General features: G+C 62.9%; 23 protein-coding genes and 1 pseudogene. 10 read left to right on the top strand and 14 right to left on the bottom strand.

Annotated features, from left to right (window positions below; all coding sequences use genetic code 11):
* The first annotated feature begins 29 nt into the window (after positions 1-29).
* From BRA42_RS02010 to BRA42_RS02000, 3 genes are all read left to right on the top strand, one after another.
* Positions 30-416, top strand: coding sequence for a rubredoxin (locus BRA42_RS02010; RefSeq protein WP_292407421.1), 387 nt, complete (start codon positions 30-32; stop codon positions 414-416).
* Positions 417-660: 244 nt separating this feature from the next.
* On the top strand, positions 661-3,861 hold the full coding sequence (locus BRA42_RS02005; protein WP_292407441.1) for a tetratricopeptide repeat protein: 3,201 nt from the start codon (positions 661-663) through the stop codon (positions 3,859-3,861).
* The gene (locus BRA42_RS02000) at positions 3,858-4,361 is read left to right on the top strand and encodes an FKBP-type peptidyl-prolyl cis-trans isomerase (protein WP_292407444.1); all 504 of its coding nucleotides are present in this window, start codon (positions 3,858-3,860) and stop codon (positions 4,359-4,361) included. The genes BRA42_RS02005 and BRA42_RS02000 overlap by 4 nt, the downstream gene beginning before the upstream one ends.
* Before the next feature lie 3 nt (positions 4,362-4,364).
* On the opposite strand, the gene BRA42_RS01995 is transcribed toward BRA42_RS02000, so the two are convergent.
* Complete coding sequence (locus tag BRA42_RS01995) at positions 4,365-5,684, bottom strand: hemolysin family protein (RefSeq protein ID WP_292407447.1); 1,320 nt, start codon at positions 5,682-5,684, stop codon at positions 4,365-4,367.
* Positions 5,685-5,831: 147 nt separating this feature from the next.
* Here BRA42_RS01995 and BRA42_RS01990 point away from each other — a divergent pair, with 147 nt between their 5' ends.
* From BRA42_RS01990 to BRA42_RS01975, 4 genes are all read left to right on the top strand, one after another.
* A complete protein-coding gene (locus BRA42_RS01990) occupies positions 5,832-6,380 on the top strand; it encodes a redoxin domain-containing protein (protein ID WP_292407450.1) in 549 nt (182 codons plus the stop codon).
* Between the two features lie 131 nt (positions 6,381-6,511).
* Entirely contained in the window at positions 6,512-7,303 is a 792-nt protein-coding gene (locus BRA42_RS01985) for an N-formylglutamate amidohydrolase (RefSeq protein WP_292407453.1), read from the top strand.
* 69 nt (positions 7,304-7,372) lie between these two features.
* Positions 7,373-8,638 (top strand): RecQ family ATP-dependent DNA helicase, encoded by a 1,266-nt coding sequence (locus BRA42_RS01980; protein WP_292407456.1) that lies wholly within the window; start codon positions 7,373-7,375, stop codon positions 8,636-8,638.
* A gap of 85 nt (positions 8,639-8,723) precedes the next feature.
* Positions 8,724-8,948, top strand: coding sequence for a PspC domain-containing protein (locus tag BRA42_RS01975; RefSeq protein ID WP_292407459.1), 225 nt, complete (start codon positions 8,724-8,726; stop codon positions 8,946-8,948).
* 280 nt (positions 8,949-9,228) lie between these two features.
* Here BRA42_RS01975 and uvrB read toward each other — a convergent pair whose 3' ends face one another.
* The 4 genes from uvrB to BRA42_RS01955 all read right to left on the bottom strand — a co-directional run bounded on the left by uvrB (position 9,229) and on the right by BRA42_RS01955 (position 16,101).
* A complete protein-coding gene (gene uvrB, locus BRA42_RS01970) occupies positions 9,229-11,154 on the bottom strand; it encodes an excinuclease ABC subunit UvrB (protein ID WP_292407461.1) in 1,926 nt (641 codons plus the stop codon).
* On the bottom strand, positions 11,151-12,701 hold the full coding sequence (uvrC, locus tag BRA42_RS01965; RefSeq protein WP_342770480.1) for an excinuclease ABC subunit UvrC: 1,551 nt from the start codon (positions 12,699-12,701) through the stop codon (positions 11,151-11,153). Before uvrC ends, uvrB begins: the two co-directional genes overlap by 4 nt.
* A complete protein-coding gene (uvrA, locus tag BRA42_RS01960; RefSeq protein ID WP_342771057.1) occupies positions 12,698-15,502 on the bottom strand; it encodes an excinuclease ABC subunit UvrA in 2,805 nt (934 codons plus the stop codon). Before uvrA ends, uvrC begins: the two co-directional genes overlap by 4 nt.
* Positions 15,503-15,645: 143 nt before the next feature.
* Positions 15,646-16,101, bottom strand: coding sequence for a ferritin-like domain-containing protein (locus BRA42_RS01955; protein ID WP_292407468.1), 456 nt, complete (start codon positions 16,099-16,101; stop codon positions 15,646-15,648).
* Positions 16,102-16,431: 330 nt separating this feature from the next.
* Between BRA42_RS01955 and BRA42_RS01950 the strand changes: the two genes are divergently transcribed.
* Positions 16,432-17,130, top strand: coding sequence for a DUF5591 domain-containing protein (locus BRA42_RS01950; RefSeq protein ID WP_342771056.1), 699 nt, complete (start codon positions 16,432-16,434; stop codon positions 17,128-17,130).
* A gap of 57 nt (positions 17,131-17,187) precedes the next feature.
* Here BRA42_RS01950 and rbcL read toward each other — a convergent pair whose 3' ends face one another.
* Positions 17,188-18,480: a type III ribulose-bisphosphate carboxylase gene (rbcL, locus tag BRA42_RS01945; protein ID WP_292407474.1), complete on the bottom strand. Its 1,293-nt coding sequence runs from the start codon at positions 18,478-18,480 to the stop codon at positions 17,188-17,190.
* A 110-nt stretch (positions 18,481-18,590) separates the two neighbouring features.
* On the opposite strand from rbcL, the gene BRA42_RS01940 reads away from it, so the two are divergent.
* The gene (locus BRA42_RS01940; protein ID WP_342770483.1) at positions 18,591-19,472 is read left to right on the top strand and encodes an alpha/beta hydrolase family protein; all 882 of its coding nucleotides are present in this window, start codon (positions 18,591-18,593) and stop codon (positions 19,470-19,472) included.
* A gap of 155 nt (positions 19,473-19,627) precedes the next feature.
* On the opposite strand, the gene BRA42_RS01935 is transcribed toward BRA42_RS01940, so the two are convergent.
* From BRA42_RS01935 to BRA42_RS01910, 6 genes are all read right to left on the bottom strand, one after another.
* The gene (locus BRA42_RS01935) at positions 19,628-19,960 is read right to left on the bottom strand and encodes a hypothetical protein (RefSeq protein WP_292407480.1); all 333 of its coding nucleotides are present in this window, start codon (positions 19,958-19,960) and stop codon (positions 19,628-19,630) included.
* A gap of 1 nt (position 19,961) precedes the next feature.
* Entirely contained in the window at positions 19,962-20,267 is a 306-nt protein-coding gene (locus BRA42_RS01930) for an ArsR/SmtB family transcription factor (protein WP_292407483.1), read from the bottom strand.
* A gap of 120 nt (positions 20,268-20,387) precedes the next feature.
* Entirely contained in the window at positions 20,388-21,044 is a 657-nt protein-coding gene (locus BRA42_RS01925) for a TfuA-related McrA-glycine thioamidation protein (RefSeq protein WP_292407486.1), read from the bottom strand.
* Entirely contained in the window at positions 21,004-22,218 is a 1,215-nt protein-coding gene (locus BRA42_RS01920) for a YcaO-related McrA-glycine thioamidation protein (protein ID WP_292407488.1), read from the bottom strand. Before BRA42_RS01920 ends, BRA42_RS01925 begins: the two co-directional genes overlap by 41 nt.
* Positions 22,215-22,631 (bottom strand): molybdenum cofactor biosynthesis protein MoaE, encoded by a 417-nt coding sequence (locus tag BRA42_RS01915; RefSeq protein ID WP_292407491.1) that lies wholly within the window; start codon positions 22,629-22,631, stop codon positions 22,215-22,217. Before BRA42_RS01915 ends, BRA42_RS01920 begins: the two co-directional genes overlap by 4 nt.
* Before the next feature lie 15 nt (positions 22,632-22,646).
* Positions 22,647-22,925 (bottom strand): ubiquitin-like small modifier protein 1, encoded by a 279-nt coding sequence (locus BRA42_RS01910; protein ID WP_292407494.1) that lies wholly within the window; start codon positions 22,923-22,925, stop codon positions 22,647-22,649.
* A 352-nt stretch (positions 22,926-23,277) separates the two neighbouring features.
* On the opposite strand from BRA42_RS01910, the gene BRA42_RS01905 reads away from it, so the two are divergent.
* Positions 23,278-24,306 carry a GNAT family N-acetyltransferase gene (locus BRA42_RS01905; protein WP_292407497.1) on the top strand — a complete coding sequence of 343 codons (1,029 nt, stop codon included), beginning with the start codon at positions 23,278-23,280 and terminating at the stop codon, positions 24,304-24,306.
* A gap of 47 nt (positions 24,307-24,353) precedes the next feature.
* Here BRA42_RS01905 and BRA42_RS01900 read toward each other — a convergent pair whose 3' ends face one another.
* Positions 24,354-25,790, bottom strand: coding sequence for an NEW3 domain-containing protein (locus BRA42_RS01900; RefSeq protein ID WP_292407499.1), 1,437 nt, complete (start codon positions 25,788-25,790; stop codon positions 24,354-24,356).
* Between the two features lie 4 nt (positions 25,791-25,794).
* Positions 25,795-26,270: pseudogene (locus tag BRA42_RS01895) on the bottom strand (ABC transporter permease); the annotation flags it as partial.

Raw genomic sequence — 26,270 nt, 5'->3', positions numbered from 1 at the left:
GGTGGCTATCTTGAAGGAGTGTGACCGGCATGGAGAAGGTGAAGCGATACCGGTGCAGGTACTGCAACTACATCTACTCGCCGCTGCGGGGCGAACCTCACCGCGGCGTCCCGGCAGGAACCGCGTTTGAAGACCTGCCGGAGGACTACGTCTGTCCGGTCTGCGGTGCGACCGGCAAAGGGCCGATCGGGGCATGGGGGTTCGAGCCCTGGGAGCCGACGAAGTTCGTCTGCAAGATCTGCGGCTACGTGTATGACAAAAACCGCGGCGAACCGCTCCGGGGGTACCCGAAAGGCACTGCGTTCGAGGACCTGCCGGAGGACTATGCCTGCCCGATCTGCGGAATGGACCAAAAGATATCGAGTTTCTACGGCCCGGTCGGCAAATCGCAGTTCGACCCTATTCTGGACGTTTGAACGGAGATGGGCGGTTTGTCCCGCCTGTCTCCCGGGATCTCTCTCGCCATGACCGTTGCGTGTCGATTGCCGGTACCCCTCATATCACCCCGGTCCCATAACCGACGCAGACCGGTCCTTTCAAGCAGCGGCCGGCGCATCAACCTTGAGAAGAACATCGATCACCGGGAGAAGAGAAAACCGATCACAGAGGATATAACAGTGAATACTCGCATACCTAACGAACAACAGCAAAGGGTGCCGGATGGATTTCTTCGGTAATATACTGGGGCAGGGGAAGAACGTCAACCCCGCGATACAACAGGGAACCGCGCAGTTTGAGGCCGGGAACTACGGTGAGGCGGTGAAGAGCTTCGAGAAGGCGCTCAAGGTTGATCCTGAAAACGGTCCCATCCGCCGGGCCATGGGCGAGGCGCTCGCCTGTCTCGGCAGGGACGACGAAGCCGTGGACTGGCTGCGGAAAGCGCTCGAATCGTCTCCCGGCGATGCCGGGATACTGCGGACACTGGGGCACGCCCTCTCCCGAACCGGCAACTACGAGGAGGCGGCCGGGTGTTTCGCAACGGTCATCGAAGACAACCCCGCGGACACGAACGCCTCCTGCTGGCAGGGCGAGATGCTTGAGAGGCTCGGTCGATACGCCGACGCGGCGGCCGCCTACCGGCGGGCACTGGAGGGAAACCCGGAAGACGGTGTCCTGCGGGAGAAACTCGGAAGGATGCTCGAACGAACCGGGAATTACCGGGAAGCAGCGGTCAACTTTGAGAGAATCCTTCGGGAAAACCCCGACAGCACCGAAACCCTCGCTCGAAAGGGGAACGCCCTCCTCTACCAAGGGAACTACCCCGAAGCCGTCGACACGTTCAACAAGGTGCTCGACAAAGAACCCCGCAACCTCGATGCACTCTACGGCAAAGCCCTGGCGCTCGAGCACACCGGCCGGTTCCAGGACGCCGCCGGCTGCTACCGGGAGATCGCCGCCGCCGACCCTGAAAACCTCCCCGTCCGGTACCGTTGCGGCTCGCTGCTCCTCCGGGCGGGAGACTACGCAGAGGCGATGGAATGCTTCGATAAGGTCGCCCTCGCCGCTCCGGACAACATCCCGGTGCGCTACTCCATGGGGCTGGTCTACGATACGCTCGGCCGCTATGACCGTGCGGTGAAGAGTTTCGACCAGATCCTGAAACACGACCAGAGTCAGGTCCAGGTCTGGTACGTCCGCGGCATGGCGCTCTTCCGCCTGGGCCAGTACGCCGAGGCGATCCGGTCGTTCGACCGCGTACTTGAGAATCAGGCAGCGACCGGGATGAAGTGGATCGGGAGCGGCACCGACCTTGCGCTCTTTGAGAAAGACGGGTCGGCGGCTTTCGAGAAGTCGAAGCCGTTGAAGTTCGATGCCCGGAGCGAGAACGTCCTGAACTGCCGGGGGATTGCGTTGCTTCACCTCGGCCGGTACGCGGAAGCGGAGGAGGATTTCGAACGCGTTCTTGCGGCCGACCCCGGGAACGCTGTCGTCCTGCAGCAGAGCAGCACCGCACTTCTTCACCTGGGGAGGTATGACGAGGCGAACCACCGCCTGGACGCGGTTCTTGAAAAAGAACCGCAAAATGCCGTTGCCCGGCTGATGAAGGCCGACATCCTCATGAACCTCGGCCGATACGGCGACGCCCTGGCATACCTTGAACAGGTGCCGGGTGCCGGAGACGACCCACACTTCCTGCACAGGAAGGGCGATGCCCTGGTGCACCTCTCCCGGTACGCGGAGGCGGCGGAGGCGTTCGGTGCCCTCCTCGGGATCAATCCCGGAGATACGGCAGCCGAGAAGAGCAGGGGAGAGGTGCTCATGCACCTTGGCGGGTATGAGGAGGCGCTTGCCTGCTTCGACCGGGTGCTTTCCGGAAACCCGGCCGACCGGGCCGCCCTGCTCGGCCGGAGCGGGGCGCTCGAACGCCTCGGACGATACGGGGAGGCGATTGAAGCGATCAACCGGGCGGCGGAGGCAAGCCCGGGAGACACCGGGGTAATTGCCCGGAAAGCACGGGTCCTCGAGGACCTCGGGGACTATGCTGCAGCGGCCGACTGCTACAAAACCCTTCTTGCAGCCGATCCGGATGCGGGGGGATACCTGGTGAACCGCGGGATCGTCCTGACCGCGCTCGGGCAGTATGAGGAAGCGGCCGGGTGCTTTAAACAGGCCACCGTCGCGGAGCCGGACAACCTCTTTGCATGGTTTAACCGCGGCCGGGCCCTGGAGAAGATGGGACAGGACGCGGAGGCGGCGGAGTGTTATACGCGAGTGACCGACGGGCGGCCGGCGGATACCGGTGCCTGGTTTGCGCTCGCCGTCACGCTCGCACGGCTCGGCAGGCACCAGAGGGCGATTGAGTGCTGCGACCGGGTGCTCGACTCCGATCCCGCGAACGCGGCGGTTGCAAGGGTCCGGGCGGAGATGCTGGAAGCCGTCGGCAGACACGCGGAGGCGGGCGAAGCCTACGAGCAGTACCTGGAGATCACGCCCGACGACCGGGATGCGAGAATGGCGTTCGGCATGGCGCTCGAGCGGGACGGAAGATTCGGCGACGCGATCAGGCAGTACGCGCTGGTGCTCAAGGGCGATGAGCATGATGCCGGGGCATGGAACACCCTCGAGAGCGCTCTTGTGCATATGGGGCGCTACGAAGAGGCGCTGGAGTGCTCCGAAAGCATCCTCGCGGTCAGCCCGGAGAACAGGGTTGCCTGGCAGCGGCGCGGAGAGATCTTCATGTGGCTCGGGCGCTACGCCGATGCGGCGGGATGCTTTGAGAAGGTGATCCAGGCGGACCCGGCGGATACCCTTACCCTGCGGAGACTCGGGGAAGCGTACGGGAGGGCCGGCAGACATGAGGATGCCCTCGATGCCTACACGCGGGTGCTGGAACTGGAACCGACCAGCATCGAGGCCCTCCATGCCCATGCATCGGCCCTCATCCATCTCGGCCGGTACGGGGAGGCGGTTAAGTCGATTGATAAGGTCATCGTTCTCCAGGCCGAGAACCCTGCCGTCCTCTTCCTGCGGGGGACGGTGCTCGAGAAGGCGGGCAGATACGACGACGCTCTGGCCAGTTACGAGAAGGCGCTCTCGATCGCTCCGAAGAACGCAGCCTTCTGGAACGCCACCGGGATGCTCATGGACGCGCTGGAAAGGCACGATGATGCCCTCAAGGCGTTTGATACGGCTATCGAACTGGGCGACGGCGACACCCATGCCTGGTTCTGCAAGGGGCTCGCCCTCGGTCACCAGGGGAAGTACGAGCAGGCGGGCGCCTGCTTTGATAAGGTCCTCGCGGCGGAACCCCGTCACGCCCGGGCATGGTACCTGAAAGGAAAAGCACTTGACCGGCGGGGCAGGTTTGCGGAAGCGGTAGAATGCTTCAAGAAGGCGCTCGATAACGGAGGGGACCTATGAAGAGAACGCATGTGTTCGGTCTCCTCCTGCTGATCGCGTGTATCTTCGCCTTCTCCTCGGGCTGTGTCGGGCAGGCATCGGTGAAGTCGGGAGATCCGGTAACGGTCCACTACACCGGCACGTTTGAGAACGGAACGGTCTTTGACAGTTCCGCCGACGGCGAACCGCTCAGGTTTACCGTCGGCCGCGGGGAGGTGATCCCCGGGTTCGAGGCGGGTGTCGTCGGGATGCAGGTGGGGGAAACGAAGACCCTCCATATTCCGGCCGACCAGGCCTACGGACCATACCGGGAGGATCTCGTCTTTGACGTTGATCCGGCCGGCATCACCGGCGGAGAGAACCTGACCGTCGGAGAAACGGTCGAGTTAACCCTGCCGGACGGGCGGGTTCTGCCGGCGCAGGTCGCCGGCATCTCGCCCGATGCAATCACCATCGATGCGAATCATCGCCTTGCAGGCGAAGACCTGACATTCACCGTCAGCCTTGTCGGGATCGAATGACCGTCACTCCTCTTTTTTCTCATCGCCGGCAGCCTCCGGCGTGACGAGCACCTTATCGACCCGGTGGCCGTCCATATCGAGAACCTCAAACCGGAGGTCGTTCCAGGAGAACCAATCTCCGGCCTTCGGTGTCCGCTCGAGGTACATCATTACAAACCCACCGAGGGTCTGGTAGTATCCACGCCCCTCCCCGGGCAGGGTACCCACGCCGAGGAGGTCGTGGAACTCATCGACCGGGAGCAGCCCGTCGAGGAGCCATGACCCGTCTTCACGGTGAACCGCCGGGTTTTCGGACGGGTAATCGACCGAGGGAATATCACCGACGATCGATTCCATGAGGTCGTGCACCGTAACCAGCCCCTGGATGCTCCCGTATTCGTCGGTGACAAGGGCGATCCGCGCTCCGGAGGTCTTGAACTTCTCAAGGACCGTGAGTGCAAGGACACTCTCGGGAACGAAGAGAGCGGGTTCGATTGCCTCCTCAAGGTCCGGCGGCTCGCCCGCGATCATCCGTGCCCAGAGGCCGCGGACCGAGACGATGCCGAGGAGGTTGTCCAGGTGCTCACGATAGACCGGAAAATAACTGTGTTTGGACTCTACTATCTTGCGCCAGTTCTCTTCGGGAGGGTCTTCCACGTCCACGGCCACGATGTCGGGCCGCGGGGTCATCAGCACGCTGACCCGCCGGTCGCCGAGACGAAAGACGCTCTCGACCATGTCCTGTTCCGCTTCCTGAAACACTCCCGCCGCGGTGGCCTGCCCGATCAGGACCCTGACGTCCTCCTCCGTAACCTCGGGCCCTGTCGGCTTACGCACCCCGAGCACCGTAAGGACCGCTTCGGTTGAAGCGCTCAGCACCTGGACGAGGGGTGCGGCGGCCAGGGAAAGGACTCGTATCGGGCGGGAAACAAAGGATGCAATCCGCTCGGCATTGGTCATAGCCACCCGCTTCGGCACCAGTTCGCCGATCACCAGCGTGAGGTAGGTGATGCCCACGACGACGATCACCCCCGCCAGCGGGCCGCTATAGGGGGCAAACAGGGGGATTTCGGCGAAGACTTCTGCGAGAGGTCCCGCGAGCGTCGCCCCGCCGAAGGCCCCGGAGACGATCCCGATGACGGTGATGCCGATCTGGATGGTGGAGAGGAACTGCGTCGGCTCTCTGGCAAGATCGAGGGCGGTCGCCGCCCCGGCGTCGCCGCCGGCTGCTTTCTTCTGCAGACGCGCTTTTTTTGCGGAGACCAGCGCAAACTCCGTCATCGAGAAGAAACCGTTTGCAAGTATCAGCAGGATGATGATCAAGATACTGGTAGCCACGGGCATTGTATTATTCTCACAGGCAGGAGTCTTAAACCTGCGGGACTTGCGGCGGGCATATAACGCCCGCGGACAAACGGCCCGATCACGGAGTCCTTCACCCGAAGGAGACCTGCAGGTAGTCTGTGCGGCGGACCCGGGAGGGGCTCGACCATGAGAAATGTTTATCATGATCGGGACCGGAGTCTCTACCCGGGTGAATGTGCGATGGTCGAGATCGGCGAACTTGCTCCGGACTTCTCGATACCTGACCAGAACGGGAATGAAGTCCGGTTATCAGACTTTCCGGGAAAGCGGGTTATTCTCTCGTTTCACCCGCTGGCCTGGACCAGCATCTGCGCCAGACAGATGAAAGCGCTGGACGCGCATCAGGAGGCGTTCAATGCCCTCTCTGCTGTCGCACTCGGCATCAGCGTGGACTCCGCCCCCTGCAAGCGGGCGTGGGCGGAGAGTCTTGGTATCGAGAAGACCCGTCTCCTTGCAGACTTCTGGCCCCACGGTGAGGTGGCACAGATCTACGGCGTCTTTGACAGCGCAAAGGGCTATTCCCGGCGGGCCAACATTGTTATCGACGAATTCCGGCGTATCGTGTTTGTCGGGGGGTACCGGGCGACGTTGGTGCCCGATATGCAGGATGTCCTTGACGTTCTCCAGGCACAGGAGACAAGCAGGCGGGTAGAGGAACAGGCGCCGGAGATATAATCATTTCACGTTTTTCCGCGAGGAAGAGACCTCTTTCCGGAGCCGATGCGCTTTTGTACCGGGTATCACCATACCTTCAATGAGAGCATGAGCGTCAGTTCCCGGATCTGCTTTGCGGGAGGGGTGATGGGGTGAGCGACCGATACCCGTTCCTCATCTCCATCCCCCACGGGGGTCTCTGTGTGCCGCCCGAGGTCCACGGCCGTATCAACCTCTCCCGGCAGGAGATCCTGTTCAACAGTGATCCCCATACCCGCCGTATCTACGGGTTCGACGGCAGAGTGGCGGCTCTGGTTGATTTCGACGTCTCCCGGATCTTCGTCGACACCAACCGCCCGCCCTACGATTATCCGCCGCGGGCTCAGGACGGCGTGGTCAAGGTCATTACGCAGGACGGGACCCCGATATACCGGAAGGGCCGGACGCCCGACATGGAGGTGATCGGGTCCCTCCTGCAGAACTACTATTATCCGTTTCACGAACGGCTGGCCGGGGCTCTCAATACCGATTCCATCGAGATCGCCTTTGACTGCCACAGCATGCTGCCTCACTCTCCGCCGGTCAGGATGGACGCCGGACGCCCGCGCCCGCTCTTCTGCCTGAGCAACCGGGGGGACCGGAACGGGAAGCCGCAAAAACCGGGCAGTCTCGTGACCTGCCCGCCGGTGTGGCTCCAGGCGCTCGCCCGGTCGTTCCAGGCGGAATTTGACGGCGAAGGGCGGGTCGTGATGAACGACCCCTTCCGGGGCGGGTTCATCACGGTGGCGCACTACCGGCAGAGACGGACCCCCTGGGTCCAGGTCGAGATCAACCGCGGCCTCTACGAGGCCGAGGGGCGCGAGGTCGACGAGGCCCGGCTTGCCGATCTCCGGGAGAGGATCTTCTCCGCCGTCGCCGGCTTCTGGGACGAGATATCGAGATAGAGGATCTCGCCGGATCGAGCCCCGTTTCTGGCCGAAGATACTATGCCGGCGGAGCGCCTATGTATAGTGATGGATCGCCCTCGCCTGATCCTGCAGCGTTACTTCGGACATACGGCATTTAAGCCCTATCAACGGGAGGTAATCCGGGACCTCCTCGCCGGGCGCGATGTCCTTGCGGTTCTTGCGACCGGAGGCGGCAAGTCGCTCTGCTACCAGGTCCCCGCGCTCATCGGCGACGGCGTTACGCTGGTGGTCTCGCCCCTCATCGCCTTGATGAAAGACCAGGTCGACGACCTGCAGGCCCGCGGGATCGGCGCGGAAGCGTTGAATTCTTCGGGGTCCTACACAGCGACGCGCCGGATCCTCTCGGACCTGGACGAGAACCAGGTCCAGATCCTCTACGTCTCGCCGGAGAAAGCGGTCGACGGTGATTTCCTCACGCTCCTTGCATCGCTTCCCGTCACGCTGATCGCGGTCGACGAGGCGCACTGCATATCGATGTGGGGGCACCAGTTCCGCCCCGAGTACCGGTCGCTCGCGGTCCTCAAGGAGCGGTTCCCGGAGGTTCCGATGGTTGCCCTGACGGCGACCGCGACTCCGGACGTCCGTGAGGACATCGCACGCCAGCTCAATCTTTCGGACCCTTCGGTCTACGTCGGGAGTTTCAACCGGGAGAACCTCAGGTATGCCGTCGTCCCGAAGGAAGAAGACGCAGACGCATACGAGCGGCTCCGCGTCTATCTGCGGGGTCGGAAGACCGGGACCGGGATCGTTTACACCGCGACGAGGGAAGGGGCCGAGACGCTTGCGGAACGGCTCCGGGCCGACGGCGTTTCGGCGCTCCCCTACCATGCCGGGATGACGGCGGCGGCCCGGGCCGGGACGCAGGACCTGTTTATCGACGGGAAGGTCCGGGTTGTCTGTGCGACGAGCGCGTTCGGGATGGGCATCGATAAACCGGACGTGCGGTTCGTCGTTCACTACGATATGCCGAAGACGCTTGAAGCCTACTACCAGGAGAGCGGCCGGGGGGGGAGAGACGGGCTGACGAGCGACTGCATCCTCTTCTACCGCGACGAAGATGCAAAACGCCTCCGCTCTTTGATCGACCGCGACCTCCCGTCCGAGTTCCAGCGCGAGGTCGCACGCGCGAAACTGCAGAGGATGGTGGACTATTGCACCACGACGGGGTGCCGGAGAGCGATGCTCCTTGAATACTTCGGGGAGCGCATCGCCTCTCCCTGCGGCGGCTGCGATGCCTGCGCCCCGTCAAGAAAAGCACGCCGTCGATCCGGGTGCCGGAAGCGCGGCGCTGTCGGTTCCGCCTCCGGGTGAGCCGATGGGCATCGACGCTCATTTCTCCCGCTTCCGGGGAAAAATCTATTATATTGACGAGAGAAAGAACATTCTGGGAGTTGTCATGAAGAAGTTAACCCGTTCAACGACCGACCGGTGGATCGCCGGCGTATGCGGCGGCATAGGAGACTACCTTGAGATCGACCCGAACGTCATCCGGGTGATCTGGGTCATAATCACCGTAGCCACGGGATTCGTCGCGGGCATTGTCATCTACATCCTGCTCTGGCTCATCCTGCCGGAGCAGGGCCAGGCGCGACCCGTCGAAGCGCCTGCAGCAGAAGCATAATGGCGGTCCGGGGTTGGCCGGCCCCAATTTTCCCCGCATGCCGGGCTTAACGTTCTTTGATCGCTCATCCGTGCGTGCACGACTTTCCACCGGGCTTGCGCACCTTCGGTGTTCGTGCTCCGTTCCGGAGGAACGTCGCCTATCCCCACCCCCTAATGGCGAATCCTCCACGGTCCACTGCATCCGGCTTTCCCGGTGTCCTGGCGATTCTATCCTCCGGGGAAAGTCCGGAGGGCGCACTCCTCCCCGTTGCCCTCATCCGGGAAAAATTCGCAAATTCTTATCGCCGCCCCTCCTGCAGCCTCTTGATCGTATCCCGGAGCGCAATCGCCCGTTCGAAATCCAGGCGTTCCGCAGCGTCCCGCATCTCGGCCTCGAGCTCGATGACCACGTTCGGGATCTCCGATCTCGGGACGTGCTTTATATCGGTGATATCGACTTCCTTCTCCTGGATAGGCTTCTTGATCGTCTGCGGCGTGATGCCGTGCCGGGCGTTGTATTCGAGCTGCATCGTGCGCCGCCGCCCGGTCTCGGCAAGCGCCTTCTTGATAGAGTCGGTCATCGTATCGGCGTAGAGCACGACCTTCGCGTTTGCGTTCCGGGCGGCCCGCCCGATGGTCTGGATCAGGCTCCTGGCGTCGCGGAGGAACCCCTCCTTATCGGCGTCGAGAATCCCCACGAACCCGACCTCCGGGATGTCGAGGCCCTCCCGCAGGAGGTTGATCCCGACAAGGACGTCGTATTTGCCGAGGCGGAGCTGACGGATGATCTCGGTCCGCTCGAGGGTATCGATCTCGGAATGAAGGTAGCGGGTCTTGATCCCCTGGTCGGCAAGGTATTCCGAGAGTTCTTCAGCGAGCCGTTTTGTGAGCGTCGTCAGCAGCACCCGGTCGCCGCGGTCGATGGTGGCGCGGATCTCGGCGATAACGTTCGGGATCTGGCCCTCGATCGGCCGGACCTCGACCGCCGGGTCCACGAGCCCCGTCGGCCGGATGATCTGCTCCGCGACGCTTGAACGCCGGAGTTCGTAGTCCCCGGGGGTCGCCGAGACGAAGATGACGTTTCGCATGTAGCCCGAGAACTCGTCGAACTTCAGCGGCCGGTTGTCGAACGCCGACGGGAGCCGGAACCCGTAGTCCACGAGGGACTTCTTCCGCGAGTAGTCGCCGTGGTACATGCCGCGGACCTGGGGCAGGGTCTGGTGGCTCTCGTCGATCACCATCAGGAAGTCCTCCGGGAAGTAGTCCAGCAGGCAGTACGGCTTCTCCCCGGCCTTTCTTCCGTCGAAGTGGCGGGAGTAGTTCTCGATTCCCTTGCAGGTCCCGGTCTCCCGGATCATATCGACGTCGTAGAGGGTCCGCTGCCGCAGACGGTGCGCCTCGATCATGCCGAGGCCCGGGAGCCATTCTTCGAGTTCCTGCTCGATGGAGGCTATCGCCCGCTCCTTCTCCTCCTCCGGGACGACGAAGTGCCGGGCCGGGTAGACGAAGAAATAGTCCATCGACTCAAGCCGCCGGCCGGAGACCTTATCGATCTCGCTTATCCGGTCGACCTCGTCTCCGAAGAGCTCGATACGGATGATGTTGTTGAAGTAGCCGGGGACAAGGTCGATGGTGTCGCCGCGAGCCCGGAACCGGCCTGGTGCAAGTTCCATCTCGTTTCGCTCGAACTGGATATCGACGAGGTGCCGGATGATATCGTCCCGCCGCATCCGGTCCCGGACCTTCACCTCGAACCCCATCCCCCGGAAGTTCGCGGGGTTCCCGAGGCCGTAGATGCAGGAGACCGAGGCGACCACGATGGTGTCGGGGCGGGAGAGCAGCGATGCCGTGGCCGCAAGCCGCATCTGCTCGATCTTCGGGTTGATCTGGGCGTCTTTTTCGATGTAGAGGTCGCGCTTTGCAATGTAGGACTCTGGCTGGTAGTAGTCGTAGTAGGAGACGAAGTACTCCACCCGGTTCTCCGGGAAGAACGACCGAAACTCGTTGTAGAGCTGGGCCGCGAGGGTCTTGTTGTGCGCGATGACAAGGGTGGGCTTCTGGACCGCCTCGACGACGTTTGCTATCGTGAAGGTCTTTCCCGACCCCGTGACGCCGAGGAGGGTCTGGAACCGCTCGCCGCGCGAAAGCCCGGCGGTGAGTTGCCGGATCGCTTCGGGCTGCGAGCCCCGGGGCGCAAAGTCTGCCTTAAGTTGAAATGCCGTCATGGTCTCACCGTCTTCTTCCGGAGGGTTCTGTGGTAGGTGATCGCGAACCGGTGCGCCTCGTCGCGGATCTCCTGGATGAAGAGTGACGCCTTCTCATGCCGGTCAAGCGGCAGGGGCCACGAGAAGCCCGGCACGAAGACTTCCTCCTCGCGCTTGGCGATGGCCGCAATCGGAGCCTTGATCCCGAGTTCTTCGAGCACCGCACAGGCCGCCGCAAGCTGCCCCTTCCCGCCGTCGATGAGGATCAGGTCGGGGAGGTCGCCGCCCTCCTTCTGCAGCCGCGTATAGCGCCGGCGGACCACCTCGGCGATGGCGGCGAAGTCGTCGACGCCTTCGACCGTCCGTATCCGGAACCGCCGGTAGTTCCGCTTATCGGGCTTCCCCCGGAGGAACCGGACCATCGAACCCACCATTGCCGTCCCGGAGAGGTGGGAGATATCGAAGCACTCGATCGCGACGGGAAGAGACGGGAGGTGCAGGCGGCGTTTCAGTTCGTCCAGTTTGATCCGGTCGCCGAAGAAGGCGATCTCGACGTTCTTTCGGACAAGGTCGAGCAGGTTCTTCTTCTCTCCCCGTTGCGGAACGACCACCCGGACCCTGCCGCCCCGGAGGTGGGAGAGGTAGGCCACGACCGCATCGTCCACGGGCGTAGGCAGGATCACCTCCTCCGGGGGGTCGTGGTCCGCGTAGTAGCGGGCGAGGAACTCCTCGAGGAACCCGTCCGTCTCGTCGAAAGTATACTCGTGCTTCCCCGAGAGCGTTCCCCGGTCGACGTTGAAGAGCATGAGGGAGACGGTCCCTTCGCTTGCGATATAGTTGACGATATCCTCATTATACGCCTTCTGCCGGTCCACATGCTGGCGCTCCCGCAGCCCCTCGAGGGCCGCGATCTGGTCGCGGCGTTCCATCGCCCGCTCGTACTCCTGCCGCTTTGCGGAAGCCGTCATCTCCTCACGGAGCGTCCGGATGAGCCCGGCGATATCCCCCTTCAGGACCGCCTCGGCCCTCCGGACCCGCTCCCGGTAGTCGTCTTCGCCGATGGCCCCGGTGCAGGGGGCGCTGCACGAGCCGATGTGGGCCCGGAGACATGCCCGCCGGGGGAGGCGCCTGCAGGAGCGGAGGCCGAAGAGCGATTTCAAGAGGCGGAGAAGGTCGTCGCGCTCCCGCGCGGAGACGAACGGGCCGTAGTACCGGCCGTTTCCATCGGGCCCCCGGGCGACGTGGACCCGCGGGTAGGGCTCGTCGGTGACGTGGATGTAGGCGTAACTCTTCGCGTCCTTGAGGTCGATGTTGTACTTCGGCTGGTGCTTCTTGATCAGCGTGTTCTCAAGAATGAACGCCTCGACCTCGGTGTCGGTGACGATGAAGTCGAGCCCGGCGATGGCGGCGACGAGGCTCTGGGTCTTCGGGTCGAGGTCGTGCCGGGAGAAGTAACTCGAGACCCGACGTCTCAGGTTCTTTGCCTTTCCGACGTAGATGATGGTGCCCTCATCGTCGGAGAAGAGGTAGCACCCGGGTTCGGCAGGGAGGCTCTGGAGGTCGATCATGGTTTCTTGAGTATCTCTTTCAGGAACGCTCCGGTGTAACTCTCATCGACCGCCGCAACCTCCTCCGGAGTTCCCGTCGCGACGATCTCGCCGCCGGCGTCCCCGCCTTCGGGGCCGAGGTCGATGATGTAGTCGGCGGACTTGATGACGTCCAGGTTGTGCTCGATCACCACCATCGTGTTCCCCCGGGCCACCAGGTCGTCGAGGACGGCGATCAGGTTCTTCACGTCGTGGAAATGGAGGCCGGTCGTCGGTTCGTCGAGGAGGTAGATCGTCTTCCCCGTGGCCCGTTTTGAGAGTTCGCGGGTCAGTTTGATCCGCTGCGCTTCGCCGCCCGAGAGGGTGGTGGAACTCTGGCCGAGTTTGATGTAGCCGAGCCCCACCTGCGTGAGCGTCTCGAGCCGGTTCCTGATGGAGGGGACGTTCTCGAAGAGGGAAAGCGCCTCCTCGACGCTCATGTCGAGGACATCGGCGATGGACCGGCCCCGATACTTCACCTCCAGGGTCTCGTGGTTGTAGCGGGTCCCCTTGCACTCCTCGCACTCGACGTAGACGTCGGGGAGGAAGTTCATCTCGATCTTGATGAGCCCTTCGCCCTGGCAGGCCTCGCATCGCCCGCCTTTGGTGTTGAACGAGAACCGGCCGGGCTTGTAGCCCCGGACCTTCGCCTCTTTCGTCTCGGCAAAGACCTTCCTGATATCGTCGAAGACCTTGGTGTAGGTCGCCGGGTTCGAGCGCGGCGTCCGCCCGATTGGGCTCTGGTCGATGACGATCACCCGGTCGATCTCAGCGTCGAGCGCAAGGTCCTCGTACTCCGCCGGAGTCTCCTTTGAGTAATACAGCCGTTGCATCAGCGCCCGGTAGAGCGTCTCGTAGATGAGCGTGGACTTTCCCGACCCTGAGACCCCGGTGACGACCGTCAGGACGCCTATGGGGATGGCGACATCGATACTTTTTAAGTTGTTTCCCCGGCAGCCCGTAAGGCGGATGAACCGGTCGCTCCGTCGGCGGGAGGCGGGGACCTCGATCTTGAGGTCGCCGGAGAGATACCGGCCCGTGATCGAGGCCGGGTTTCTCGCGATGGCGTCGGGCGGCCCTTCGGCGACGACGTCGCCGCCGTGAAGCCCGGCCCCCGGGCCCATGTCCACGACCCAGTCGGCGCTCCGGATCGTCTCCTCGTCGTGCTCCACCACGACGAGGGTGTTGCCGAGGTCGCGGAGGTGCTGCAGGGTCTCGAGGAGTTTCCGGTTATCCCGCTGGTGCAGCCCGATGGAGGGTTCGTCGAGGACGTAGAGGACTCCCGTCAGGTTCGACCCGATCTGCGTTGCAAGGCGTATCCTCTGCGCTTCCCCGCCCGAGAGGCTCCCGGCGCTCCGCGAGAGGGTCAGGTAGCCGACCCCGACCTGGTCCAGGAACTCAAGCCGGGCGATGATCTCTTTTAAAACCTGCTTTGCAATCTCGCGCTGGCTCGCCGTGAGGTCCAGGGTCCGGAAGAACGCGAGCGCGCCTGTGATGGAGAGGTCGGTGACCTCGACGATGGACCTCCCCGCCACCTTCACGGCGAGCACCTTCTCTTTGAGCCGTTTGCCCCCGCACTTCGGGCAGGGGAGGACCCGCATGAATTTTTCGAGCTCGTGGCGGCGGTACTCAGACTGCGTCTGGCGGTAGAGCCGCTCGGACTGCGGGACGAGGCCCTCCCATGCTCCGGAATGCGACCACGCGTCCCCGTTCTTCATCTGCATGGAGATGCGAAGCTGCTCCGGCGACCCGAACATCAGCGCCTGATACTGCCGTTCGGTGAGGTCCTTGATCGGCGTTAAGACCGAGAACCCGAAGTGCTTTGCGACGGCGCTGAGGTACTGGTTGCGGTAGCCGTCGAGGAAGTTCCGGTAGAGCGCGACGGCGCCGTCGGCGATGGACTTGGTCCGGTCCGGGATGATCAGGTCGGGGTCGAACTCCATCCTGATGCCGAGGCCGTTGCACGCCTCACAGGCGCCGAACGGGCTGTTGAAGGAGAACATCCGGGGCTGGAGTTCCTCGAACGCGATCCCGCAGACCGGGCAGGCCATGAGCGACGAGCAGGTCTCCTCACGCCCATCGGCGTCGACGGCGATGACGAGGCCCCCGGACTTTGCAAGGGCGTTCTCGATCGCTTCAACGAGTCTCGAACGCTCGTCGACGGACAGACGGTCGACGACCACCTCGATGTCGTGCTTCCGGTAGCGGTCGAGGGCGATCTCCTCGTCGGTCCGCCGGGTCTCGCCGTCGACCCGGACCCGGGTATAGCCTTCACGGTCGAGGTCTTTGAAGAGTTGCTGGTAGGTCCCCTTCTTCTGCCGGACGACCGGGGCGAGGATGGTGACGGTCCCGGTCATGACGGAGGCGATACGATCGGCAATCCTCTCCGGCGACTGGGCCTCGATGGGGATGTGGTGCTCCGGGCAGAACGGCGTCCCTATCCGGGCAAAGAGAAGCCGGAGGTAGTCGTAGATCTCGGTGACCGTGCCGACGGTGCTCCGGGGATTTTTGGACGTCGTCTTCTGCTCGATGGAGATGGCGGGCGAGAGTCCGTCGATGCTGTCGACGTCCGGTTTCCGCATCAGTCCGAGGAACTGCCGTGCGTAGGCGGAGAGCGACTCCACGTAGCGCCGCTGCCCTTCGGCGTAGATGGTGTCGAATGCAAGCGTGGATTTTCCCGACCCGGATACGCCGGTGAGGACGATGAGCCGGTCTCGCGGGAGTTCGACGGTGATGTCGTTGAGGTTGTGCTCCCGCGCCCCCTTGATGACGATCTTCTTCATTGGTGCGTGCTGGATCTGTTTGTATTCTTACCTCATAGCCGTTTGCCGACCCCTACTTTTAAATGGAATGGATGACGCGAGACCCGAACCAGGCCCGCCTTACGAAGGAGAGAGAAAGCGAGAGTGTTGTGAGGCGGTGGTGATTACCACGCCTCAGGATACGCCATATTCGTATAGATGTCTTCGAGCCGGGCCTTGTGTCCCTTCTCCATGTTTGCGAGCTGCTCAAAGACCATCTTCTGTCCTGCATCCGCAGAGGCTGCGGCAAGCCGGGTATACATCTGGGCCGCCTCCAGTTCCTTCTTGATGGCGAGGAGCAGACCGTCGAGCGGCTTCATGTCGACCGAGAGCGCAGGCTCGTCCATGGCGTCGGTGACCTTGTAGTCGCGGGCCGCTATAAAGTGCATCTCTTTAGCGCCGCGGACCAGCAGGCCCTGCAGGTACTCCCGGTGGCCCTTCTCTTCGTTGGCCAGGTCAAGGAAGAGCGTCTTCAGGCTTGCATCCTTTACCCTCTCGGACACCGACTTGTAGAAGGTGTACGACTCAACTTCGCTATCGATAGCGAATGTAATGATCTTCTGGAAGTCTTCGGAATCCATAGCTGATTTCTCCTTGTTCTTTCTGCAGCCTTCCGGTTTGAGGAGGGGCCACATAATTTGTTCGTATATGGGTGAACAATAAAGTATTGCCGGTTTGGCATATATGTTTTCTCTTTTGATCTCTACAGGAAACCCTGATACAAGGGTTCCGGCAATCGGGCTTCGATGGACGCCCCATCGATTGGCGGGGAATGAGCCGGGAGCGGTTTCATGACATTGTTTCCGGTGTCGGGGCCGTTCACAGGAAGATCGGTTTGCCCCGATAGAACCGACCGGATCACGTCGGTTTTTTGCTCTTTTCCGCCCTACTTTCATCTGGAGAAGTTGAGAGTGGAGAGAAAGAGTTCGAGTGCCTCCCCACGAGTCGTCGAGGTCGTGCAGGACCGGCACGGGGAGCGGATCGAGATATTCGACCCCCCGTTTTACCGGAAGGAGTTTGAGGACGCATACCGGTTCATCATCGATGAATATCGGGTAGCACCAAAGGAGATCGGCCTCTTCCTCCCCTGCAGCGTGCGGAAACCCTACAGCCAGAGCCCGAGCCACAAACTCTTCCGGCGGATAATCGACGGCGTCCTGGACCCAGAAGACTACCATATCGTCATATTCGGCACCTGCGGGACCGTCCCCGCGGAACTCGAGTGCATGTACCCCTACCAGAACTACCACTACATGCTCGGCAAGACCACGGACGAGCGTATCCGGCGGGATTTCCACCGGATCGAGGTCTACCGGCTGACGGGCTACCTCGAGAAGACACGGGACACCTACCGGCAACGGCTCGCCTACTGCATCGGGCCGTTCCGGAAGGCAATGGTGGAAGCGTCGGAGAAGACCGGGGTCGCCGTCGACCTGCTCCCCTCCGACCCGATGATCGAGCGGCTCTACGATATCGACTGCCCGTTCCCGGAGGGCAGCCTCTCGATGCAGGGCTACATCGATGAGTTCCGGGAGGGGCTCGTGCGACTCGCCGGGGCGGCGCGGCGGGGTAGGGAGGGACCTCCCGACGGGATGCCGCCGGGGAGTTGAGAAACATGCCCCTCTTCCCGCACCCGGGCGGTTCCGCGAGATCGTCGGGATACGGCTTCACTTCGGCTTATAATACCCCCACTTCTCCAGCGCCTCCCTGAGTTCCGGAGCCTTCTTTGCCTTCTCGTCGAGGGTCTCGCCGTCCTTCCAGGCTTCCATCGCCTGCATGACGGCCTTTGCACCCGCCCGCGTGCCCTTCGGGTGGCCGTGGATGCCGCCGCTGACGAGGAGGACGAGTTCGGTGCCGTAGATATCGAGCACGTCCGGAACCAGGCCGGGGTGGAGCCCGCCCGACGAGACGGGAAACGCGCTCTTGATCGCGCCCCAGTCCTGGTCGAGGGCCATGTGCTCCACCGCATTCGTATGCTTCTCCCGGAGCACATCGGCAAGCACGGTGGCCTCCGCCCGCGTGCCGACCAGTTTTCCGACCGCGGTCCCGGTGTGGATCTGCGAGACGCCGATAAGGCGCATGATCTTCGCGAGGAACTGCATCGTGATCCCGTGCTTTGCGTCCCGGTCGAAGGCCGCATGCATCGCCCGGTGGGCGTGGATGGCAAGCCCGAGGTCGGAACAGTAGTCCCGAAGGGTCGCAACGGCGGAGGTTCCGGCGACCACGACGTCGATCATCGCGTAGTTCCAGCCGTTGTCCGCAAGCATCTGCGCCCGCTTCTTCATCGTCTCCGTCTCGGCCGTGATGTTGATGAACGCGGACTTCACGTCGCCGGTCTCCCGCTCGGCCCGGTCCCGCATCTTCGTCATTGCCCGAACACGGTCCTCGAACCGGTTGAACGAGAGGGACGTCAGGTTCTCGTCGTCCTTCACGAAGTCGAACCCACCCATCCAGGTCTCGTACGCGACCTGTGCATGCTCTTCCGCCGTGAAGCCGACCTTGGGCTTCGGGACCGCTCCCGTGAGCGGTCTGCCGTGCACTTTCATCATGTCCCGGATGCCCTCCATTCCGAAGTGCGGTCCCGCAAAATGCCGGATGTATTCGGCCGGAAGTGCGGCATCGATCAGCCGGAGGTCGCTAAGCGCTTTCATGCCGAAGACATTCCCGGCGATGCCGCTCAGGAGCTGGGCAGCGTTCCCCTCCTCCCAGAGGCCGAGGGGATAGGCGATCTTGACGTAGTTCCCCTCGATCGAGAACGCCTTCGCCTGGAGGTCCCGCATCCGGGGCGGCATGGTAAAGAGCGTGGTCCAGGTCCCGGTCGAACTCTCCGAGGCGACCCTCCCGACCGCCTCCTCCTTGCTGATCCCCGCTGCCGGTTCGAAGTAGTAAAGGGCTACAAGTTCGTCCGGGCCGGGGGTGTGGTCAAGGTCAACAAACTCATTGTACCAGTCAATCGCCATAGTCTCACCTCTGAAAGGATGGGTGCCCGGGTAGAAAAACCTTCCATTCGGGGTAGAGCAGCCGCCGGGTTTATCTGTCTCTGCGCGAGGAAGAGATCGGAAGGTGCAGCATGGATAACTCCACCGAAGATCTGCGGTCTCTCTTCGACTACGACGCAGGGAAACCGGTTGATGTCAGGATGACCGGTACCGACGCGGCGATCCGCGACCTGGAGTACCGGGCCGCCCCGGAGCGATGGGTCCGCGCCTACCTGGTGAAGCCGGTCCCCGGTCCGTCTCAATCCGCCGCCGTCATCTTCCTCCACCCGGCGCCGGGGAGCCGGACCACGTTTCTCGGCGAAGCCATGACCCTTGCCAGGATGGGGGCGGTCTCCCTGCTGGTCGACGCTCCCTGGGCCGGCGACGGGGCCGCGGCCTGGGGCCGGGCTCTTGCGGACCCGGAAGGCGCCGTGCGGGAGCACCTGCAGACGGTGATCGGCCTCCGCCGGGGGATCGATCTCCTCGCAGCGCGGCCGGATATCGACCCGGACCGGATCGGGTTTGTGGGCCATAGCATGGGTGCGCTCATAGGTGCGGTGCTCGCCGGCGTCGAGGAGCGGCTCGCGGCCGCCGTCCTGATGGCGGGCACCGGGAGGTTTGCCGATGTCGCCGTCCTGAACATGCCCGCCCTCCGGGGCGAGAACCTCGCGCGGTATCGCCGGACGCTCGCGGAGATCGATCCGGCCGCCTGGGTCGGCCGGGCCGCCCCCACCGCTCTCCTCTTTGAGTCCGGCCTCCGGGATGAGTTCGTCACCGAGGAGCAGTCCCGTGAGTTCTTCGAGCGGGCGGGGAGCCCGAAGTCGCTCAAGTGGTACGACGCGGGCCACAGCCTGAACGATGAAGCCCGCCGCGACCGTATCGCGTGGCTGGGTGAACACCTCTCGTTAGACGGACGGGGCACGGCCGGTACCGCAGCCCACGATATTACGAATGAAAAAATATATCATAATTGATAAAATTATTATAGATCAAACTCATACTGATATGTGGCCAGGCATCACCCGTGGCAGGACCATGCCTGGACCCGAGCCTCTCTCTGGCGTGTTACTGCACGTCCCTCAGAATACCACACATTTTTTTACCGACCGACCGACCCCTCCGGGACGAATTACTCCGGAATCTCGTTCAAGACCTTCTCGATCCGGTCCACCTTTGCCTCGATCCGGTCCAGCGACTGCCGCAGAGCCTGCAGTTCGGCATCGGCACCCTTCCGGCCCGCCATACTCGCCACCTGCCCCTCGATCCACTCCTTGAGCCGCACAATAATGATGAAGAGCAGCGTCAGGACAGCAAGCTGTATGATAACAAAGAAGGACCCGGCGAGCATGGTATTCCAGAACTCTGAACCGCCAATTGCGCCGGCGAGAAGGCTGATCACGAGCAGTGCGATGACGGCGCCCCACAGCGCCTTCAGAAAGAGTTTCCATCGTTCCTGTTGCATCTTACGACCTCTTCAATGACAGAATCACGTTCAGGTCCAGCTCAAGCTCGAACGGCACCGCCCGGTAGCACCTCCGGAGGTACGGCGGTTCGTCCGACGACCTGCTGATCCCCTCCGCGAGCCCGAACTTTTCGAGCTGCCGCAGGTATATCGCGACCAGCGGCCGCGATAGTCCGAGTTCTTCGGCGATCTCGCGGGCGTACTTCTCCTCGGTCGCGATTGCCCGGAGTATGGCGAGCCGCTGCTCGTTCCCGAGCAGAGAAAAGAGGCGCGCAAGTTCGGGAAGGGTACTGAAAGATAATGTCAACAGATGTTTGTTATTTTTTACACATATGAACGTTACGATAGAGGATCACGTAATTGCCGGCAATCCGGAGAAAGGGAGAGAGCAAAGAGCCGCTCAACCATAGAGGGAACCGACGCTTCGCTACGGCATCTTTTTGGCGAGGTCTCTGATGTATTCAAGAGCCATCAGTGCGTCCTCGCGCTTCCGGTCGACGGCATGCTCACCGGCAAACGCCAAAAAACGGGCGAGTTCTTCCGGGTCCGCCTTCCCTTCCGCCGCCTCGACGACCGCATCGTAGGTCCGCTCCGGGAAGTAGAGCCCCCGGGCCGCGGCAAGGAGCGCACCGGCCGTATCGGCGTCGATCACCCCGCACGAGAATGCCTGCTGCAGGGTCGCCCGGATGTTCACGAGCGGCTCGGAGAGCGGCACGAATGTCTCCGGGTCGAAGAGGAGCGCCACTTCGTCGTCGGCGACGAACCTCCCTTCCCGGTAGGCCCGGTAGATCTCCCCAACGCCCTCCATCCCGAGGCTGTCGAGTTCCGCGGCCCGGAGCGCTCCCATACTGGAGGCGCCGACGACCCGCACCCCGGCCCGGAGCGCGGCGAGAACCTCCCGGTGGGCGACGGCGCAGTCCTGGAAGAAGACGCCGTCGATGAGCCCGACGATCCGGGCCCCGTCGTCCACGGCCCGGGTTATATCGCCACGCTTTGCCGGCGGGCGGTAATCGGCGTCCAGGACCGCTCGGGCGGTCGCGCGGTCACAGCTGGGACCGAGGAAGACGACGACTCCGCGCGTCATGGCACCTCCTCCCCATCCGGTCCTGGTCCATTGCGTACATCTCCAGCCCCGGCACGATCACCCGGACGACCGGGATGCCGATCTCCGGCCGGGTGAGGTCGACCACGATCACCCGGGAGAGACCGGCCGCACCGAGCCGGTCGGTGACGCGGCGGATGTCGGTGAGGAAGTCGTCGCTGTCAAACGACGGCAGGGCCGAAAATTCGACCGTCCCGTTCTCCGCGAACCAGTGCCGGTTCAGCCGTTTCGTCCGCTCATAGCCGATCCGCTTCCTGACGTCCGCCGTATCGGTATCCTCCCGTGCGCCGTGGATCTGGGTCAGCCGGCTCTGGGCGACCTCCGTGAGCGCCCGGAGGACCGCTATCCCGGCGCTCGTGTGCGACCCCATGCCGATCGTGAGGAGCGTCGGGTCCTTGAGGACCACGTCGTCGGCAACCGCGGCCACAGTGGGGACGCCGATGTCGCTCCTGATGTCCTTGAGGGTGACCTCGACGCCGGCGGCCGCGAACTTCGCGAGCAGGTCGGCGGCGAGCCCATCGGCGATCCCACCGATCCGGGGGCCGGTGTTCCGGGTCGCCTCCACAAGCGACCAGGAATCGCGCTCGACGACCTCCATCAGGGCGTGGAAGGTCGCCTCTTCGGGGGTGTTGCCCGACGCGAGCCCGTTGGTGTTGGTCCGAAAGAGGCGGCCGTAGGTCGCCGGCAGGGGATGAAAGACCGCATGAGCCGGGACGAGCACCTCTTCATCCTGCACGATATCGTAGCCCTCCACCCAGGGAACCGCCATATCGGCCGGGACCCGTTCGGGGAGGATCAGGTCCGCCGGGTCGAGCGCCGTCTGCCGGGCCGAGACCTCGCTGTACCTCCCGACGACGGTCTCCCGGTCGCCAATCTCGCCCGAATAGCGCTCGAGCCCCTCCATCACCGCCGAGACTTCAGCCTCGATCGGGGTGGCGCCTTTGCCGTTGTAGACCGATATCGCGCCCGCCTCGGCGGTCGGCCGGATGCTTGAGAAGACCGGGATCCCGATCCGGTCGAGGTTCGTGATGTCGGCGACCCGGGTGATCCCCGCCGCCGGGAGGCGCGCCCGCGCCCGGCGGAGCGTCTCCTCGGGTGGGACCGTGCGCTGGGTCTCTTTTGCGTAGGCCTTCCGGCACGACTGCAGCCGGATCATGCGTCGCCCCCGGACGATTCGCCCGGAACCCAGCGCTCCCCGTCTTTCCCGATCTCTTTCTTCCAGATCGGCACGCTCTGCTTGATCCGCTCGATGACATACTCGCAGGCGCGAAACGCCTCCTTCCGATGACCGGCGCCGACGACGATGAGAAGGATGTTCTCCCCGACCCGGAGCCTTCCTACCCGGTGGATGACCTCAACGGCCTCGACCGGGAACTTCTCAAACGCCTCGTCCCGGATTGCCGTGAGTTCCTTCGCCGCAACGTCCTCATAGGCCTCAAGTTCCATCTCCTCGGTCCCGTCGTCGTCCCGGACGACGCCGAGAAAGGTGACCAGGGCGCCCATATCGGGCCGCTTCACCCGGCCGATCACGGCGTTTACGTCGAAATCCTCTCTGGTTACGCTGATCATGCTTGACAACCCCCGTTATCCGCCCGCCACCGGCGGGAAGAGGGCGACCTCGTCCCCGTCGGCAAGGGTGAGCGACGCGGCCTCCGCACGCCGCACGCGCCGGCCGTTGTGCATCAGTATCACGTATCCCCGGAGTTCCCCGTTCTCGTCAAAGAGCGCATTCTTTGCTTGCTCCGAAGTTGCCCCGACCGCCTCAAGCAGCCGGCTCATCGTCGCTCCCCCGGGGACCTCCAGCGTGAGGTCCCCCCCGATGGCCTCCCGCAACCGGGCAAAAACCCTGACCCGAACCTGCATTCCTCTTCTCAACTCCTCAACGCCGGTCGTTTTTCACACGCACTGCAGCCTTTACTATGCCGGAGAGCGCGTTTTGCCGCCGATAGGGGCACGGGTTCACATCCGTGAGCATCGCCGCTCGGCCCTCCGTACGTGGACGGGCCCTCTCTCTACCGGACAGATACGCAATTTATGTGGTGTCCCGGGTAATTTGAAGATTGTGATTCCATGGAGGTGCCGGGGGGAGGGGGGACCGCCCGGCCGCCCGGGCTCACGGCAACGAGAGAAACCGGTCCCCGCCGGAGAAACGTATATTAATGGTCAGGGATACTCCATCAGCGCCGGCACATACACCGGGGCATGGAGCGGGAGCATGACGATGGAGGTTATCGATGACGGGAATGTCTGGGATACGTTTGTAGACGAGAGCGCCACTGGATGTCTCTTCCATAAGTGGGAGTTTATGAAGATTACCGGGAAGCATACCGGCTTTACGTTCCTCCCCTACGGGGTCTTCAAGGGCAACGAGTTGATCTGCATCCTTCCGCTCTTCGAGAGGCAGATGCACGGGATCAGCATCCTCCTCTCCCCACCTCCCCTCCAGTCGGTGATACCGTATCTCGGGTTCGTCATGGGCCGCCGCTACGACACCGCCAAGCAGAGCAAGAAGGAGTCGATGCTCAAAGAAGTCGCGCAACAATTTGAGGACGAACTGGCGGTGCTGACCCCGAACTACCTTGCCATAACCCAGGTCCCGGGGTTCATCGACGTCCGGCAATTCCTCCGGGGGGGCTACGATACCCGGATCCACTTCTCGTACGTCATCGACCTCGAGCCGCCGCTCTCCGAGATCTGGAACGGCTTCTCCTCGAACCTTCGGACCAAGATCCGAAAAGTGGAGAAGGACGGCTACCGCCTCGAGAAAAGCACCGACCTCTCGATCTTCTACAAAACCATCGCGGAGCGGTTCAGCGAGCCGGAGATGAACATCCCGATGATCAGCCGGGCCTACTTTGAGGACCTCTACCGGGCGTATCCCGACGGCCTCGGGATCTACTACCTCTACGACGATTCCGGTGCAGTGACGGGCGTGCAGGCCACCCAGGAGTATAAGGACTTCACCCTGTGGATGGGGGCCCCAAAGCTGACCGCGACGCCCGGCAACGAGTTTCTGCAGTGGCTCCTCCTCCAGCAGGCGAAGGCGGCGGGATACCGGCGGATGGAGAACGTCGGGGCGAACAACGAGAACTTAAACCTCTTCAAAGCGAAATTCAACCCCGCGGTCACCATCTTTCTGGAGTTGAGCCGGCAGGACCTCTTCGGCAGGGTTGCCCGGTGGGCCTACAGCACCATCGCAAGCAAAGGTCCGATGAAACGAAAAGTCCTCTCGTATATCGAGTGACGGACCGGTAGTCCGAAAAAAGGAAGAAGGTCGGGGGGTCCCGGCCGTTACCGCCGGCCGTACTTGCGGAACATGTAATAGAGCCCCGCACCGACCCCGATCATCACGATGAGGCCGAACACCGCGACGTAGGACTGTTCTTTCACGACAATCCGGTACTCGTCCTCCCCTTCGGCCTGATCGCCCTTCACCTTGGAGACAATCTTGTACTCTCCGGCGACGATATCGGCCGGCGGGACCACCGTCACCTGCACCGTCGCCCGTTCGCCGGGCTCAAGGCTCGCGACCGACGCCGGGTCGACGGTCACCCGCCACCCTTCCGGTGCGCTCATGTTGACACCGAGGTTCGTCAATGTCCCTCCGGTTCCGATGTTGGAGACCGTCATATCGAACGTGAGGGTATCGCCGCGGTTGATCTCGTGGCGATAACTCTTGGCGTAGGTCCGCAGGTCGTAAGACCCCCGGAGCCGGAGCGTCAGGTTCTCTTCATACTGCCGGGCGGCGGAATCTATCACCAGCGTGACGTTGTACTCCCCGACGTCGACCGAGTAGGGCGGGATGAGATCGAGGTAGAGGGTCTTTTCCTCACCGGACGGGATGTAGATCTCCGAGATCTCCTGGGTAGCATCCTGACTCTCCTTGAACCGACCGTACCACTGCTCGGGGAGGCCCAGAACGGAGAGAGCATACGTATCGTCGTTTCTGCCGGTGTTCTTCAGGATCATCTCGTACTGCGGGTTCGTGCCGATAGACACCATCTTCGAGGGAGACTTCACCCGGATCTCGGCAAAGAAGTTCTCTTTTTCAAGCGGCACGATCCCGAGGTCGGTCTTCTGGCCGATCCGGACCTCGACGTTCTTCTTTTCCCACGGCCGGTAGCCGGGCTTCGTGACCTTGACGGTGTAGGTCCCCATCGGGGCGCCGATGGAGACCTTGCCCTCGGCGGTCGTCAGCATCCCCTCGACCTGGGTATCCTTATCATAGACGCCGATATCGGCGCCCTTCACCACGTTTCCTTCCTTGTCCACCACGGTGGCCTCGATGGTCCCGGTCTCACCGCTGTGAGTCTTCGTGACCTTGACGTAGAGCCAGATCGTCCCCTCCCCGGCGCCGACCCGGAGGGGGTACTCCCCAACCTCGGCCTGGCCGGAGGTCTCCACCACCAGCTTGACGGTCTTTGTCTCACCGGCCGGAAGCAGCATTCTGTAGACTTCGCGCTCCCCATCCTCAAACCGGATCTTCCAGCCGTCGGCGCCCCGGAAGGTCCAGTAGTTGAGGAGGCACGTCCCGGTATCTCCCTGGTTCGTGATTGCAAGGTTGAAGATGGCGGTGTCGCCCGCTTCGACCAGTTCACCGGGGAAATCGCACCGGATATCCGTCGGCAGTGTCCCTTCCTGTGGGGCCGCCGCCGCGGGTACGACCGGGGCCGCCAGGAGGAGGAGTGTGAGGAGGATGCATATACCTGACTTTCTGACTGATTTCATGATCTCACCTGATATCCATTCTCATGAACTTTACATAGGTCGCGGCGAAGAAGACCGACGGGAAGACGATGAGCGCGGCGATGTTCATCCAGACCTGGCCGAGGGCGTCGGCAAGCCCGGGCGTCTCCTCCGGCATCTCCGGACTATAGGCCGAGTATATCATCGTGGAGAGGCTGGGGTTCGTCACCGCCATCGCGACCCGGTAGTAGTTCATCTGCGGCGAGAGGATGCTTGAGACGTCGTTGATGAGTCTCAGTTTTTCATAGTAGGTTTGCAGTTCTTCTTCGTATGCCTTCCACTCAGGGTCGGTGTCTTCCTGGGGTGCCTGGGGATCGTTTACCGCGACGCTCCTCACGGCGGTAACAGATCCGCCCCCGGTGACAAAGGTCCGCGAGTAATCCACATTGGGCGGTTCGGGGGGGTCGCCTGCGAAAGCGTCTGCAGCCATCGTCCCGAGGACGGGGAGGAGCGAGGAGACGA

The sequence above is a fragment of the Methanoculleus sp. UBA374 genome (assembly GCA_002508705.1).
GTDB lineage: Archaea > Halobacteriota > Methanomicrobia > Methanomicrobiales > Methanoculleaceae > Methanoculleus > Methanoculleus palmolei.
The sequence above is the reverse complement of the archived record's forward strand: the minus strand, read 5'-3'. Positions and strand labels throughout refer to the sequence as shown.

Bases quoted from the DNA above. Each gene is read 5' to 3' on its own strand.
- BRA42_RS01955 (WP_292407468.1), bottom strand. From the start codon at position 16,101: ATGGATTCCGAAGACTTCCAGAAGATCATTACATTCGCTATCGATAGC.
- BRA42_RS01990 (WP_292407450.1), top strand. From the start codon at position 5,832: ATGAGAAATGTTTATCATGATCGGGACCGGAGTCTCTACCCGGGTGAA.
- BRA42_RS01915 (WP_292407491.1), bottom strand. From the start codon at position 22,631: ATGATCAGCGTAACCAGAGAGGATTTCGACGTAAACGCCGTGATCGGC.
- BRA42_RS02000 (WP_292407444.1), top strand. From the start codon at position 3,858: ATGAAGAGAACGCATGTGTTCGGTCTCCTCCTGCTGATCGCGTGTATC.
- BRA42_RS01980 (WP_292407456.1), top strand. From the start codon at position 7,373: ATGGATCGCCCTCGCCTGATCCTGCAGCGTTACTTCGGACATACGGCA.
- BRA42_RS01910 (WP_292407494.1), bottom strand. From the start codon at position 22,925: ATGCAGGTTCGGGTCAGGGTTTTTGCCCGGTTGCGGGAGGCCATCGGG.
- BRA42_RS01935 (WP_292407480.1), bottom strand. From the start codon at position 19,960: ATGCAACAGGAACGATGGAAACTCTTTCTGAAGGCGCTGTGGGGCGCC.
- BRA42_RS02005 (WP_292407441.1), top strand. From the start codon at position 661: ATGGATTTCTTCGGTAATATACTGGGGCAGGGGAAGAACGTCAACCCC.
- BRA42_RS01975 (WP_292407459.1), top strand. From the start codon at position 8,724: ATGAAGAAGTTAACCCGTTCAACGACCGACCGGTGGATCGCCGGCGTA.
- BRA42_RS01900 (WP_292407499.1), bottom strand. From the start codon at position 25,790: ATGAAATCAGTCAGAAAGTCAGGTATATGCATCCTCCTCACACTCCTC.
- BRA42_RS01905 (WP_292407497.1), top strand. From the start codon at position 23,278: ATGACGATGGAGGTTATCGATGACGGGAATGTCTGGGATACGTTTGTA.
- uvrC (WP_342770480.1), bottom strand. From the start codon at position 12,701: ATGATCGACCTCCAGAGCCTCCCTGCCGAACCCGGGTGCTACCTCTTC.
- uvrB (WP_292407461.1), bottom strand. From the start codon at position 11,154: ATGACGGCATTTCAACTTAAGGCAGACTTTGCGCCCCGGGGCTCGCAG.
- BRA42_RS01995 (WP_292407447.1), bottom strand. From the start codon at position 5,684: ATGCCCGTGGCTACCAGTATCTTGATCATCATCCTGCTGATACTTGCA.
- BRA42_RS01920 (WP_292407488.1), bottom strand. From the start codon at position 22,218: ATGATCCGGCTGCAGTCGTGCCGGAAGGCCTACGCAAAAGAGACCCAG.
- BRA42_RS01925 (WP_292407486.1), bottom strand. From the start codon at position 21,044: ATGACGCGCGGAGTCGTCGTCTTCCTCGGTCCCAGCTGTGACCGCGCG.
- BRA42_RS01940 (WP_342770483.1), top strand. From the start codon at position 18,591: ATGGATAACTCCACCGAAGATCTGCGGTCTCTCTTCGACTACGACGCA.
- uvrA (WP_342771057.1), bottom strand. From the start codon at position 15,502: ATGAAGAAGATCGTCATCAAGGGGGCGCGGGAGCACAACCTCAACGAC.
- BRA42_RS02010 (WP_292407421.1), top strand. From the start codon at position 30: ATGGAGAAGGTGAAGCGATACCGGTGCAGGTACTGCAACTACATCTAC.
- rbcL (WP_292407474.1), bottom strand. From the start codon at position 18,480: ATGGCGATTGACTGGTACAATGAGTTTGTTGACCTTGACCACACCCCC.